Genomic DNA, 14,632 nt, shown 5'->3' with positions numbered 1-14,632 from the left:
ACCTCAGGCGACGCGCCGAGCGCTACGCGCGGTGGAGGTGGCGGTTGTGGTGGACAGCGACCGCGGTGGCGGCCGGCCCTTCCGGCGAAACGCGTGCGCGATCGCCGACCGGACGGCACCGACCTGCTCGATGCGCACCAGGGCGATCACCGGGAGGCCGCTGTCGTCGACGACCATGCGGGCCCCCAGGGCGCCCGCCTCCAGTGCCGCCGCCACGACCAGGTCCTGCTCGGGACTGCTCCACCCCGCCTGCCACAGGGCCGCGTGCGATGCGGTGAGTAGCGGTCCAAGGCCTCGCACGTCGTCGGTGTGCAGCAGCGCCGCAGCCTGTCCGGGCAGGCTGGGGCCACCGGCGCCGATTCGGCTCATGGCCACGAGGTCCCCCTCGGCGAGGTGCCGGCGCACCCGGGTGTCGACGATCAGCAGCCGAAGCCCCGCATCCCTCAAGTTCAATCGGAGGCGGTCGCGGGAGCCGCTGCGGCCATCGCACGCGAGCGCCTCGCCGCCGTCCAGCAGCAGCGACGCGGCGACGAGCCCCGGCGCCGCGAGGGGAACCGAAAAGGCCTGCAGCCCAACGCTGACCAGGTCGATGAGGTCGGTGTCGGGTAGGTCGAGTGTGAGCAGGTCGCGAAGGGCAAGTCCGGTCGCGCACGCCGCCGCCACCGGCACCGCCGGTCCGCAGCCGCGCGGGAGGTCGGTCTGGACGGTGATGGCCGCACCGCCGAGCGAGTACCCGAACTCGCGAAACGCCCACACCACGGCAAGCGGTTCGACGGACCAGTCCGGATTCGATGCGACACCGGAGCCGGGCGAGTAGCTCGCGGCGTCCACCGAGGCCCGCTCGGCCAGCCGGTTGAGAGACCGCAGTTCGACGGTGTCGCCGTCCCGTGGTTCGACGGCCACGATCGCGCCCCATTCGGTCGCGGTCGCGACCGCCCCGGCGTCGTCGCTCAGCAGGGGGAGGGCACCCGGCGCCTGCCAGATACCGGTTGGACTCCGACCGTGGAGCTTCTGGTAGAAGTGGGCAACGAGCCGCAGGTCGAGGGCCGCGTCCAGCTGCGAGACCAGGTCAGCCATGGTTGCCTCCACTCCACGCATGCGCAGGCGAGCGGTCCGCCGGCTCCGCCACGTGACCGGCCGCCGTCGCGGCGCCACCGGCCGCTTCGAAGCGGCTCATCGTCGTGCACCCGCGTGCGAGCCCAGCCAGGACACCACGACCTCGCTCAGGGGGTCGGTCGCCTCCCGCAGCAGGGTGTGGGCCAGCCCAGGCAGCACCTTCACCGTGCAGTCCGGGACCTGATCAGCCAACTCGCGTGCGGCGCCGACCATCTCGGAGTGCTCCCCGAACACCGCCAGCACCGGACAGGCCATCTCGCTCAGTCGGGCCGGGTCCACCGCGGGCGCGGCGGCGAGGTCCTCGATCAGCGTCGTCTCGTTGAGCAGCGCGTTGATTCCGATGGCTTGCCTGGCTATCTTGCGCCATCCCACGGCGGCGCACTGTTCCCCGATCCGTTCGACCTCGTACTGCAGGGCAGCCGCGCTGAGCGTGTTGATCATGCGTTCGAGCCACTCGTCGACGATGTCGCCGGCAAATCCGGCATCGATCAGTACCAGGCCCGCGACGCGTTCTGGCCGAGCCAGCGCCGCACGCCCGGCCAGAATTCCGCCATAGCTGTTGCCGATCAGGACGACAGGACGGCAGATATCCACGGCGTCGAGGATGGCGAACAAATCTGCCACCGCGTCGTCGAGGCCATAGCCTTCGGGCGGCCGCTCCGACAGGCCCTGACCACGCTGGTCGTACAGGATCACCTCGAAGCCCGCCTTGGCGACCGGGTCGGCGAGTGTGTAGTAGAAGCTCGAGAGGTCGTCGACGGCGAGGCCGTGGAGGAACACGACCGTGGGGTGGTCGGCCGGGAGGTGCTGATGCCGCGCCGGTGCCACCCGCTGCACGTGGAAGCGCAGGCCGTTCGCGAGGACCTCAGCCATCGGGCACCTCCAGGAAGCGGACCAGCAGATCCGCCAGCGGCTTCCTTGCGGCGACCTGCAGATCGTGGGCGCCCGGCAACACGCGGCAGGACGTCCCCGGCCACACTCCGGCGATTTCCTCGGCCGCCGCACGGTACGGCGACTGGGCGCCGACGACGATCGTCGTCGGAATTCGGGCCAGTTCTCGCACGTCGGCACCGGTCAGCGGGGGTTCGGCTTCGAGCTCGGGCAGGATCGTCGTCTCCTCGATCAGGTGGCACAGGGCCAGTCCAGCCCGGTGCCGCGCGCCGGGCCGCGGTGTGGCGGCACGTGCCTGCTCACGCGTGAGCAGGCTCTGGTCAGGCGTCCACCAGGGGCGTGCCCCGTCCGCGAGTGGCGGATCCACGAGTGCCATTCGGGTGACGCGGTCCGGCTGGGCGATCGCGAAGCGCACCGCGACGATCGCCCCGAAGCTGTGTCCGACGATCGCGAACCGCTCCAGGTCCTCGGTCAGCGCGGCGAGGTCCCGGGCCATCTGGTCGGAGCCGTAGCCCGACGGTGTGCGCTCGCTCAGACCATGGCCGCGCCAGTCGATGAGCCGGATCCGAGCCCGATCGGCGACCGCGGGCGCCACAGTCAGATACCAGGAGGCGATGCTTCCGGTGAACAGCCCGTGCAGCATCACCACCTGCGGTCCGGAAGACCCCAGCTCCACCGTGTGGAACCGAGCCCCGCGAGCGGTCACGAACGCCATGGAATCGATCACCTCGGGCCCGAGGGGTGCGCGAGGCACTGCTCGATGTAGGAGACCAGCCGGTCCATGTTCATCGCCATGATCTCGTCGAGGTCCATGTCTGCGACGAACTCCACGAAGTTGACCCGCTCGCCGTAGCGCTGCTGGAGCTTCTCGCCCAGCGCCACGAACTCGATGCTCTCCATCGCGAGGTCATCGTTGAACGTCGTGGACCCGGTGATCTCGACATCCAGCAGGAAATCCGCACCGATCACCTCGGTGAGCATGCAGACCACCTCGTCGAAGACTCGAGTGTCGGTGCCGTCGGCCGTCATGGCTCTCCCTTCTGGTGTTCGGAAGCCGGGTCCGTCCACGCCACGACGTATGCGGCGTCCGCTTCCCTGACGAGCGTGGTCCGAACCCGCCACACCGGGTGATCGCACTCCCTGCGAGACACGGTGAGAACGGCGTCGGTCGCGGCGGTGGGGGTGGACTCGCTGACGACGAGGTCGTCCGAGCGGGTGGGCGGGCCCAGCGCCTTGGCGACCGCCCGTGTGGCCGCCGAGAACCGGGTTGACGACGTCGCTGGATCACCGTCGTCGCGCTCGGCCAGGGCCTGAACGTCGATCCCGACAGGACCCGTCCCGACGAGGGCGGCTCCCAGCGCCGGCGTTCTGCCCCGGCAGCTGGTGTCGGCGATCGAGACCCGCAGGCCGGCAGGGACCCGGCCGCCACTGACGTGCGGCCATCCGGCTTGGTCGTCGTGGACGGTGAGCTCACAGGGATACAGGGGACCGGCACCGCGGTCCCACAGCCAGTTGCGCACGCCGTCCTTGGCGGCGATCCGGCCGAGCAGCCACCGTCGCTGTTCCAGTGGATCGAGCCGGGCGTACTCGGCGCGCTCGGCCGAACAGAGGTAGCCCCGCATGGCCAGCTCCCGCGACCCGCTGTCCGGCCACCGTTCTTTGACCAGACACCAACCGCCGGTCTGCATCTCGCCGACACCGTGGGACTCCGGTGCGAACTTCATCGGCCAGGTGACCTCGTCGCTGGCAAATCGATGGTCGGTCCAGCCCTCGATCCGGGCCCACAGCCGGCCCGCACTGTCGACGAGCTCGGAGTCCGCGCGGACTTGTCGGGCGGTGACGTCGCGGATCCAGACCGTCTGGGAAAGCTGTTCTCCGACTCGGGGATACGGACCGTAGAGGTGAATCGCTGAGAAACCCACGGGAAAGACCGTCTTGTCGGCGACCAGGCTGATCTGCGCCCAGTGCCCGATGAGTTGGCCCGCCGCGTCGAGCAGCGCGCCACGTGTCGGCAGGTTCACCAGGACGCCGCGGTGGCCGTCGTCCGCGCTGCACAGGATGTTCGCAACTCCGGCAAACCGCGGGCCGTGGAAGGCCCAGTGTTCGGTATAGATCTCGGGCACGTCGACCACCGGCGGACGTTCACCGGTGAGTGGCTCGTGGCTGGGCGCCGGCGGCTCGGGGTGGTATGCGGCGAGCAGGACCGTGCCGCTCGAATGGCCCTCGATCGTGACGGCTACCCGGTCGACCCCGTGGCTACCCCGGCCCTGGGCGACCGCCCGGATCGTCGCGGTGGTCGGCGGCGCCACGGGCAGCCAGCGGAGGGCGCGGACGTCGACCCACCCGATGACCACCGCGCCGGGAATCAGGGCGCGAGCGGCGTCGGCCATCACCTCGAGCATCACCGTCAGCGGAACCACCGGGAAGCCGTCGGAGGGGTCCGGCCACCCGGGTGGCACAGGCCGGAGCGAGTGGTCGATGAGCTCCGGCATCCGCTCCAGCGAGAACACCTGGACAGTGGTCGCTTTCAGCTGGGTCGCGGCATCGCCCGCCGAGGTGACCGGCACAGGTGGGTCGCCACGGGTTCGCCAGGCATCGACGACCGCGTTGGCATCCGCGGTGACACCGGCAGCGAGGGCGTCGAGCTCGGCGAGGACGGGGTGGCCGGAGTCTCGGGTCCCGGCCGACAGGTCGGGCGGTACATCCAGCGGCGGGAGGGCACCGTCGAGCCGGATCAGCGGGTTGCCCAGATCGAGTCGCATCGTGGTGGCCCGCGGCGCTGCGGGCGGCCGGGGGCCTGGGAGCCGCTCGAACCGCGGTGCCAGACCGGCGGCCCACAACGCGGCAGCAACTCTGCGGAGCTGGTCGAGTCCGCCGCGCTCCGGAACGTCGGCGGACACGACCACATGCTCCCGGCCACGCAGCGTGTCCTCGACGAATCCGGGCAGGCTGCCCGGCCCGACCTGGACGAAGGCAACCACTCCTCGGGCGTGCAGGCGCTCGATCAGTTGCCGGAACCGCACCGGCTCGACGAGGTGCCGGATCACCAGCGCCCGGACCTCGTCGGGGTCGTCAGGGAAGGGTTCGAGGGAGGTGGCCGACCACACCGGGGTATGGGGCCGGCCGAGCGGGAGGCGGCGCAGCGCCTCGTGCGCGGGCCCGAGCAAGGGCTCGATCATCGGCGAGTGGAATCCGGTGCGGACCGGGACCATCTGGGCCAGCACGCCGACGCCACGTAGTCGGTTGATGGCGGCGTCGACGCGGTCCGGGCGGCCGCAGATCACCGACTGGTGCGGGCAATTGTCGTGCGTGAGGACGACGCCATTCGGACCGAGAAGGTCGCCGAGAACGGTCCCCGCGCGCTCGGCCGAGCAGCCGAGCGCCCCGTACACCAGGTCGGGCGCGCTCGCGAAGCCCGGCCGCAGCGAGTCGAGGAATGCATCGATTCCTTGGCGTTGGTAGAGGCCGGCGACGATCATCGCGGTCCACTCGCCAAGGCTGTGCCCGGTGAGCACGCCCGGGACCACGCCGAGCTCGCCGAGCGCCGACGCGAGCAATCGACCCATCGCAATGAGGTCGACGGCCTGCTCGATGAAGTCGTCGCCGTGCCGCAATGCCTGCGCGGGAATCCCGAAGTGTGACGCCACCTCGTCCACGCGAGGCTCGAAGCCGGCTTCCAGGCCGGGGAAGACGAACGCGAGGCCACTCGAGTCGGTGAGCAGTGGACGTGGCGCGAAGTGGATGTCGTTCCGGCCGCGCCACGGCGTCGCGCGAGCGACTATCTTGCGCGCCAGCGCAATTCGCTGCGGAGTCGGGCCAACGATGGCCAGCCGGGCCGGTCCACCGTCGGTGTGCGGGAGGGGGGCGGCCTGGGCGAGCAGCGCCTCGCCGTCGGCCTCGAGCCGGCGTGCGATCGCTTCGGGGGTGTCCCCGGTCAGGAGCAGTACGCGTTCGACGGAGCCGTGTCCGTTCGGGCGGGGACGAGCATCAGGGCCGGCGATGATCGCACCGGCGGAACCGGCGGAACCGGCGGAACCGGCGGAACCGGCGGAACCGGCGGAACCGGCGAGCCGTCTCCGGCCCGAGTGCCCCGTGGGCGGCTGTTCGACGACGACGTGCGCGTTGATCCCGCCGAACCCGAAGGCGTCCACCGCGGCCCGGCGCGGAGTGTGTGCCTGGCTGTCCCAGGGACGAGCCTGGGTGATGGGGACGAACCGGCTGCCTGCCAGCCCACGATGCGGCTCCTCGCAATGCAGGGTCGGCGGCAGAACACCGTGGTGGACCGCGCAGACGGCCTTGATCAGCCCGGCGATCCCGGCGGCAGGCATGGCGTGGCCGATCATGGACTTGACCGAACCGATCCCGATGTCCGGCGCCGCTCCGATGATCGGCCCGAAAACCGTTGTGAGGGTGTCCAGCTCGGTCGCGTCACCGGTCGGCGTCGCGGTCCCGTGGGCCTCCACCAGGCCGATCGCACCCGGCTCGGTGGGGTCCAGGCCGGCCGATCGCCAGGCCCGCTCCAGTGCGAGAACCTGGCCTTCCATCCTGGGTGCCATCAGGGTCGACGCCCGCCCGTCGCTCGAGACCCCGGTACCGCGGATCACCGCGTATATCCGGTCGCCGTCACGCTCGGCGTCGGCGAATCGCTTGAGCGCAACCATCCCCGTGCCCTCGCCGATGAGCATGCCATCGGCCTCTCGATGGAACGGGCGAATCATCTGGCGGTGGCTGATCGCGCCGAGCTGGGTGAAGACGGACCACATCACGATGTCGTGGGTGTGGTGCACCCCGCCGGCGATCACCATGTCGCAGCGGCCGGTGGCCAGCTCGGAGCGGGCCAGGTCGACTGCGACCAGCGCGGAGGCGCAGGCGGCATCCACAACGTATGCGGGACCGTGTAGGTCGAGCCGATTGGCGATCCGCGATGCGGCCAGGTTCGGCACCAACCCGATCGCGGCCTCGGGTCGTTCGGGTCCCAGCCGCTCCTGGAAGGCCTCGCGCACTCGCACCAGCTGGTCCTGCGCCAGCCCCGGTACCAGTTCGCGCAGAGTCGTGACGAGCTGATGCGCCGTGCGGACCCGTTGGTCCAGGCGCGCGCCTGCAGCCGACAGGTAGCCGCCGCGGCCCAGAATGACCCCGACCCGGCTGCGATCGGGCAGGCGTCCCTCACCGCCTGCGTCCGCAATCGTCTCGGTGGCCACGCGCAGCGCCAGCAGTTGGTCCGGCTCGCTGCCCGCCGCGGCGTGCGGCATGATGCCGTGGGCCGCGGGATCGAAGGTCGCCAGGTCGTCGATGAACCCGCCTCGGCGGCAATACATCCGGTCGCTCGCGGCAGGCGCTTCCGGCTGGTAGTAGGACGGGTCCCACCGGGTGGCCGGTACCTCGGTGATGGCATCGAAGCCCGTCACGATGTTTCGCCAGAACACCTCGGCGTTCGGCGCGCCTGGGAACACCGCACCGATCCCGACGACCGCTACATCCCGGCCGTGGGGGCCGCTGCTCTCAGTCATCGCGGGAACCACTGCTCTGTGGCCCCACCGGTGCACGGGCATCGGCGCCGAATGCCGCGGCGGAGCCACCCACGTACAGGACTTGTGCCTCTCCGGTGCTCCCGCCCTGAGCCAGCTCCCGCAACAGGCAGGCGACGCCCTCCTCGGGGTCGATCGCCTCGATGCCCCGGCGGGCATACTCCCGCAACAGCTCAGCCGAGACCATGCCGCCCCCCGACGAGGCCCAGGGACCCCAGTCCACCGACACGACGCGTCCCGCGAAGCGGTTCGCCCAGATGTGCGCGAGGGTGTCCAGGGCGTCGTTCGCCGCGGCGTAATCCACCTGACCACGGTTGCCGTAGACACCCGACACGCTGCCGAAGAACACGAGAAAGGCAAGGCGGTCCGGGTCCACCGCGTCGGCGAGTGCCCGGGCCCCGTCGACCTTGGTCGAGTAGACGCGTTCGAATCCCTCCGGACTCTTGTCACGCAGCATCCGGTCGTCCAGCACGCCGGCACCGTGGACCACGCCATCGAGCCGACCGTGCCGCGCGTAGACATCCTCGACGACGCGTTTCACCCGGTCGGAATCTCGAACGTCGACGGCGTGGTACCGCACAGAGGCGGCATACCGGTTCAGCTCTGCCATCGTGGCACGGATCTCCCGCTCAGCGAGTAGCCGGCGGGTGCGCGCCTCGACCTCGGACGGCACGATGGTGCCGAGGTCGATCACGGCACGTCGCAGAGACACCGAATCAGGTGCGTCCGCGGTGGCGGGATCCTCGTCCTCGACCGGTTGCGGTGTCCGGCCCAGCAGCTCGATGTGGCACCCGCTCGCGCGGGCCAATCCGATCGCAACCTTGGCGGTGATGCCGCGAGCGCCGCCGGTCAACAGGACAACCGAGGAAGCATTCAGCCCCAGATCCGGCGCGCCCGCCGCACCCTCGAGCGGGGCCGCCACGATTCGCTCCGACGCGCGCTCGCCGTCGCGGTACCCGACAACGACGGGCGATTCCTCATCGGCCCAGAGCAATTCGGCCAGCAGGTGCGTGGCAATCCGCTCCGCGGCATCCTCGGGGTCGACGTCGACGGCGCGCACGACGAGGTCGGGGAACTCCTGCGCGATCGTTCGTACCAGCCCGTGCATTCCCAGGCCCGCGGTGCGCTCGCCGTCCGGGCACCCGTGACCGAAGCGGCCGCCGAACCCCGTCACGACCAACAGCCGCCGCGCGCCGCCGAGGACGGCCTCGCGCATCTCGCCGAAACCGTCCGGCAGCACCGGCGGTCCCTCCGAGGCAACCGCACCCAGGTGGACGACGGTGTCGGCGTCGGAAGGCGGCCTCCGCCCGCTTCCATTCGGCAACCACCCGTCCACCGCGGCGCCGTGCTGCTGCAGCAGCGCTGTCAGTGCGCGGCAAAGGCCGTGATCGGTGTCGGTGATCGCGAACCGGCGCCCGGCCAACAATGTCGCCGGATCGGACCCGTTGCCTCCGTGCACTGACTCGGGCAGTGGGGGTAGCGGGGTGACCCGCGCCAGGTAGCGTGAACACCGTTCTGGGGCAGGCTGTTCCGGCTCGGACCGCTCACTCTCCGGGATCTCGCCGGGCGTGGGTGGCTGCGGGGATTCGTCGGCCCGGGCCAAGAGCCACTCGACGATCGCCCGCAGAGTCTTCAGCTGGGCAAGTTGCTCAACGGCCGACTCGTCGGTTGAGGTCTGACCGACTCCAAGGAAGGACGTTCGCTCCTGCAGGGCGCCGACGATCTCGATCCGTTTGATCGAGTCGATGCTCAGGTCGGCTTCGAGGTCGAGATCGGGTTTCAGCATCTCCTCCGGATAGCCGGTGCGTTCACTGACGATCTCCCGCACCGCTTCGAGCGCGCGCTCCGGCGTGACCGGGGCACCGTCACCCGCTGAATCAATTTCCTCCGCAGATGGTTCGGGTCCAGCGGGTACCGGTGGCCTCGTCGGCGGCGCCTGCGCCGGCGCGCCGAGGTACGCCAGCATGACGTCACGCTGCGCAGCCATCAACTCGCGCGCCGACCGCAAGTACTGCAAAACCGCGCCGTCGCGGTCGTGTTCGGCTTGGCCGGCTGCGGCGGGGAGGCGTTGCACTTCGAGTTCGCGCGCAGGCCGAAACGCACCGGGGAGGTACTGGCCGTCGGCGGTCCGGATCAGATGGCCGTTGACTATCCATCCGGGTCGGCGTGGGGGAGCGGACGCCGACACGGCCGTCGCGTCCCGGCCCTGGAAGAGGGGCGACAGGTCGAGCGGCACGCCCGCCACCGCGAGTTCGCCGAGCGCGAGCAGCAACCGTCGCAGCCCGGGCTCGCCCGGCACATCGCAGGCCACGGCCGTGTGCGGGCGCCCGGCGAGAATCTGGTCGACAAGCCCGGTCAGCACCCGGCCCGGACCGGCCTCGACGAACACCCGGATTCCGGAGGTGTACATCGCCTCGATCTGGTCGGCGAAGCGCACCGGCTCGGCGATCTGCCGCACGAGCATCGCCCGGATCGCCCCGGGCTCGCCGGGATACGGTGTCGCAGTCGTGTTCGACCAGACCGGGATCGACGGTTGGGCCACCGCGAGTCGGCCGAGTTCGGCGGCCAGGTGCTCGCCTGCACCGGCGACGACCGGGCTGTGGAACGCGCACGCCACATGCAGCTTGGTGGCCGTCAGCCCGTCTTCGGCGACGCGGGCGAGTGCGGCCTCGATCGCGGGGGTGGGGCCGGAGATGACGGTCTGCCCTGGAGCGTTGTGGTTTGCGATGACCACCGCTGCGCACTCCGCGTGCCCGGCGAGGACGGCCTGGACCCGCTGCGGAGCGGCGGGCACAGCTGCCATCGCCCCCGGATCCCCGTCTGCCGCCGACACTGCGGCGGCGTGGATGGCCTCGCCGCGCGCGATGCTCAGGTCGAGCAACTCGTCCGCACCGAACACACCCGCCGCGTACAGCGCAACGAGCTCGCCGTAGCTGTGACCGGCAACCGCGTCGGGCCGGACACCGAGCGAGGTGAGCAGCTGGTGTGTGGCCATGCCCGCCGCCCCCAGTGCCCGCTGCGCGATCCTGGTGTCGGCCAAGGTGGCTCGCTGCCATGCCGAATCCTCCGGCGAGAAGGCCGCGGGCGGGAACATCGCGCCGGCAGTCTCGTCGTCCCGCACCAGATCCCGCAGCCTGGGGAAGGCCACGAACAGGTCGGCGAGCATCCCCACCCGGTGCGAGCCCTGACCAGGGAACAGAAAGGCCACCTGCCCGGACTCGGCCCGCGGCTCACGGGCGAACACGCCTGCGGAAGCATCGGTCTCGAACGCGCGGGCCGGCTCCAGCTTCGCTGCGAGCTCGTCCAGGTCACCGGCCACGAGTGCGACCTGCACCGGCAGGTCGGCGGTCGACTGCCAGCGCGCGGCCGCGAGCGCGAGGTCGCGCAGTCGCCAGGGTCGTCCCGCCGCGTCGTTTGCCGCAATCAGGTCGGCTGTGTGATCGATTTCCCGCACCGCCGCGGCCTCGTCGGCGCCGCGGAACAAGAACAGCTCGGCGGGCCATTCATCGAGGCCGTGCGCGGGCTCGGGCGCGCCGCCATAACCCGACACCACCGCGTGGAAGTTGGTGCCGCCGAAGCCGAACGCGCTCACCCCGGCGATCCGTTCGGTCGCGGGCGCGAACCACGGCCGGGGAGCGGTGTCGAAGGAGAACGGGCTGCTTTCGCGCTGCCAGTACTCATTCGGACTCTGTAGTTGGCCGGTCGGCGGACGCACTCCCGCGTGCACTGCCCGCGCCGCCTTGATCAGGCTGGCCAGGCCCGCAGCGCATTTGGTGTGCCCGATCTGGGACTTCACCGATCCCAGGGCACAGGCTCCGGCGGGTGCACCGGCCTCGGTCAACAAGGTCGTCAACGTGGCCAGTTCGGTCTTGTCGCCGACAACGGTTCCGGTGCCGTGCGCTTCGACGAGCCCCAGCCGAGCGGGCGACATGCCGGCCATGCGGTAGGCACGCTCGAGCGCCAACCGCTGACCCTCCGGCCGCGGGGCGGTCAGCCCGCGCGAGCGCCCGTCGCTGGAGCCGGCGAGGCCCTTGATCACCGCGTAGATGCGGTCGCCGTCGCGTTCGGCATCGGTGAGACGCTTGAGCACGACGCACCCCACCCCCTCGCCGAGCGCGATGCCGTCCGCGGCACCATCGAAGGTGCGGCACCGCCCGGTCTTGGACAGCGCGCCGACTGCGGCGAAGAGCAGGTAGTCGTAGATGCCGTTGTGGGTGTCGGCGCCACCGCACAGCACCATGTCGCTGGTCCCGGCCCGGAGCTCCTTGCACGCTGCGTCCAGGGCCGCCAGGGACGAGGCGCACGCCGCGTCGACCGTGTAGTTGACGCCGCCGAGGTCGAGCCGGTTGGCGATGCGGCCTGCGAGCACGTTGCCGAGCACGCCGGGGAAGCTGTCGTCGGTCATGGCGGGCAGGTGAGTATCCAGCTCGGGCGGCAGGGTCCCGAAGTAGCCGGGGAACAGGGCGCGAAACCCGTACGCAGTCCCGAGGTCGGTGCCGGCCTCCGTGCCGAACACCACCGAAACGCGTTCCCGATCGAACTCGCGGCCGGTGCCGCCGGTGCCCAGTGTCCGGTATCCGGCATCGCGCAGCGCGCGGACGGCCACCTCAAGCGCGAGAATCTGCACCGGTTCGATGGAAGCGAGCGATGCGGGCGGGATGCCGAACTCGAGTGCGTCGAACGGCACGTCCGGCAGGAAGCCGCCCCATTTGGAGGGGGTCTTGCGCCCGCCGGCGGGTCCCACCGCCTCCGGGTCGAAGTACAGCTCCGGATCCCACCGGTCGGGTGACACCTCGGAAACGGCGTCCACGCCGCCGACTGTGTTCGACCAGTACCGCGCCAGATCTCCGGCCTCGGGAAACACGCCTGCCATCCCGACGATCGCCACGTCCAGCGGTGCCGCCGCACGCTCGCGTGGCCCGCCGCGATCGGCGTCGAAGCCGAGCTCGGCCGCGCGCGACCCGAGCAGTTGGGTGGCCCCCTCGCTCACCTGGGAGTGCAGCACGGGCACCGTCGTCGTGGCCGACCGCAGTGCGGCGACGTCGCCGATCATGACCATCCCGTCGGCGCGCTGGACGTCCTCGCCGACCGGGCCGATCTGCTCGCCGTGCCGTCGCAGACCCTTGCTGGCAATGCGGAGCCGGCCCAGGTTCAGCTGCTCCAACTCCGCCCACATTTGCTGCTGGGTCGCCCCATCGGCGACGAGCTGCCGCTTGGTGTCCAGGAAGGCGCGCACATAGGGCGTGTCCGCGCACCGGGTGGAATGCCCGGGCGAGGTCTCGAGGAGCACGGTGCAGTCGCAGTCCAGTGCCGCCTGCTGGAAGGTCGGCATGATCGCGCCCGCCACCACCGCCTCCTCGGTGAACAGGTAGGCGGTGCCCACGAGCACCCCGATCCCTGCGCCACGCTCGACAAGCGGAGCGCCAAGGGCGGCCGCCATCGCCGCGGATCGCTCATCGTGAATCCCGCCCGCGAAGAGGATCTGCAGGTCCTCGAAGAATCGTTCGCCCGCCGTCGCGGCTCGCTCGCCGAACGCGAGCAGGTGCTCGACCTGGACATCCCACAGCGCGAAGCTGCTGCGCGGACCGACGTGGCCGCCGCATTCACGCCCTTCGAACACGAACCGCCGCGAGCCCTGAGCCAGGAACTGGTCGAGCAGCCCGGGCGAGGGCACATGAAGGAAGGTCGGGATGCCCGCCGCCTCGAGCTCCGCACCCTGCGAGGGCCGTCCACCGGCAATGAGCGCGTAGGGCGGTCGGACCGCGAGGATGGCCTCCATCTGGGCATCCCGTACCTCGGCCGGGACGAACCCCAGGATCCCGGCCCCCCAGGGCGCGTCGCCCAGCAGCGCCGCGGTCTCCTCGAGGAGCGCCCTGGTCTTCTCGCCGGACAGCAGCGAGAGTGCGAGGAACGGCAGACCGCCGCCGGCGGCGACGGCCGCGGCGAAGGCCGGCCTGTCGCTGACATGTGTCATCGGTCCCTGCGCCACGGGGAATCGCAGGCCATGTGCGGCGGCAAACGCCCCGCCGGCCTCGAGCGGCCGGCGCTCGACGACGGTGTTCAGGTCGGCCGCTATCGAGGCGCGCACCCCTTGGACCACCGCTCCGGCGGTGACGTATCGCTGTGCCAGCCCCGCGGCCACGACACCTTCCTGGCCGACCGGAAGCAATTGAGTGCGCAGGTCACGCGCGCCGAGCCGCTCGGCCGGATCTGGTGCGGCCTCCCCGGCTGCGGCTGCGAGCTCCGCAACGGGCAGGTCAGGGCGCACGTAGATGCGGTGGCCGCCGACGACCGCCGTCTCGCTGCCGTCCATCGCCCGGATCGCCGCAGCGACAGCGGGGGATAGGTCCATTTCCGCGACCAACGCCAGCTGGGTGTCCAGCACGACCCCCACCGCCCCACCGGCGACGGCGGCCGACGCGGAATGCATCCCGATCCCGCCCGCGGCCCAGACCGGCACGGTGATTCGCGGATCGGAAAGGAGCCGTTGCAGCAGCACGAACGTCGTCAGCTCCCCGACTCGGCCACCCGCCTCACTTCCCCGGGCGATCAGGCCGTGTGCACCGGACGCCACTGCCGCGCTCGCCTCGGCCGCCGAGACCACCTCGGCCAGCAGCCGCTTGCCCATCACACCAGCGGTGTGCCACGGCGACTGCGCGCCGGACAACAGGGGCGCAGGCAACACAATCGTGTCGACTCGGTCGGGCAGATCGGCGGGGATCATCTCGCAGCCGGTCGATGGCACTCGGACCCCGAAAGTTCCTGCCCACCAACGGCACACATCGGACAGGGCGGTGCGCGCGATGTCCGGACTGCGTCCCAGATCTAGGACGCCCATCCCTCCGGCGCGCTCCACAGCTACCACCAAGCGGGCGTTCGGCTCGGCGAATGGGGTGACTACTACAACCAGGTCTCGCGGCTTCGCTGGACTAGCCATCGGCGCCTCCACGCTGACGTGACTGGCGACCCTCAGGTACGAACAGGAATGCTACTCGCCTCCGGCAAGCAGACAACCCCGCGAGGTCAGCGCCGCCTACCGACTGTGGGTCACCCATGCGGAGGAGGGCGCGATCACCCGCGTCCACTCGGCCTGCGGG

6 protein-coding genes are annotated in these 14,632 nt (G+C 71.0%); all 6 read right to left on the bottom strand.

What is annotated here, in order from left to right:
- Positions 1-3: 3 nt before the first annotated feature.
- Positions 4-1,077, bottom strand: a complete 1,074-nt coding sequence (locus tag ACFQS9_RS23585) for a GHMP family kinase ATP-binding protein (protein WP_378408978.1) — start codon at positions 1,075-1,077, stop codon at positions 4-6.
- Positions 1,078-1,173: 96 nt separating this feature from the next.
- Positions 1,174-1,989 carry an alpha/beta fold hydrolase gene (locus tag ACFQS9_RS23580; protein WP_378408977.1) on the bottom strand — a complete coding sequence of 272 codons (816 nt, stop codon included), beginning with the start codon at positions 1,987-1,989 and terminating at the stop codon, positions 1,174-1,176.
- Positions 1,982-2,722, bottom strand: a complete 741-nt coding sequence (locus tag ACFQS9_RS23575; protein WP_378408976.1) for an alpha/beta fold hydrolase — start codon at positions 2,720-2,722, stop codon at positions 1,982-1,984. The genes ACFQS9_RS23580 and ACFQS9_RS23575 overlap by 8 nt, the downstream gene beginning before the upstream one ends.
- Before the next feature lie 8 nt (positions 2,723-2,730).
- Positions 2,731-3,036, bottom strand: a complete 306-nt coding sequence (locus ACFQS9_RS23570; protein WP_378408975.1) for a phosphopantetheine-binding protein — start codon at positions 3,034-3,036, stop codon at positions 2,731-2,733.
- Entirely contained in the window at positions 3,033-7,517 is a 4,485-nt protein-coding gene (locus tag ACFQS9_RS23565) for a beta-ketoacyl synthase N-terminal-like domain-containing protein (RefSeq protein ID WP_378408974.1), read from the bottom strand. Before ACFQS9_RS23565 ends, ACFQS9_RS23570 begins: the two co-directional genes overlap by 4 nt.
- Positions 7,510-14,280 (bottom strand): SDR family NAD(P)-dependent oxidoreductase, encoded by a 6,771-nt coding sequence (locus tag ACFQS9_RS23560; RefSeq protein WP_378408973.1) that lies wholly within the window; start codon positions 14,278-14,280, stop codon positions 7,510-7,512. Before ACFQS9_RS23560 ends, ACFQS9_RS23565 begins: the two co-directional genes overlap by 8 nt.
- Positions 14,281-14,632 lie beyond the last annotated feature (352 nt).

This window comes from Rhodococcus daqingensis (genome assembly GCF_042665615.1).
GTDB lineage: Bacteria > Actinomycetota > Actinomycetes > Mycobacteriales > Mycobacteriaceae > Rhodococcus_G > Rhodococcus_G daqingensis.
The sequence above is the reverse complement of the archived record's forward strand: the minus strand, read 5'-3'. Positions and strand labels throughout refer to the sequence as shown.

Coding starts and splice junctions, on each gene's coding strand:
- ACFQS9_RS23575 (WP_378408976.1), bottom strand. CDS start 2,722: ATGGCGTTCGTGACCGCTCGCGGGGCTCGGTTCCACACGGTGGAGCTG.
- ACFQS9_RS23585 (WP_378408978.1), bottom strand. CDS start 1,077: ATGGCTGACCTGGTCTCGCAGCTGGACGCGGCCCTCGACCTGCGGCTC.
- ACFQS9_RS23565 (WP_378408974.1), bottom strand. CDS start 7,517: ATGACTGAGAGCAGCGGCCCCCACGGCCGGGATGTAGCGGTCGTCGGG.
- ACFQS9_RS23580 (WP_378408977.1), bottom strand. CDS start 1,989: ATGGCTGAGGTCCTCGCGAACGGCCTGCGCTTCCACGTGCAGCGGGTG.
- ACFQS9_RS23570 (WP_378408975.1), bottom strand. CDS start 3,036: ATGACGGCCGACGGCACCGACACTCGAGTCTTCGACGAGGTGGTCTGC.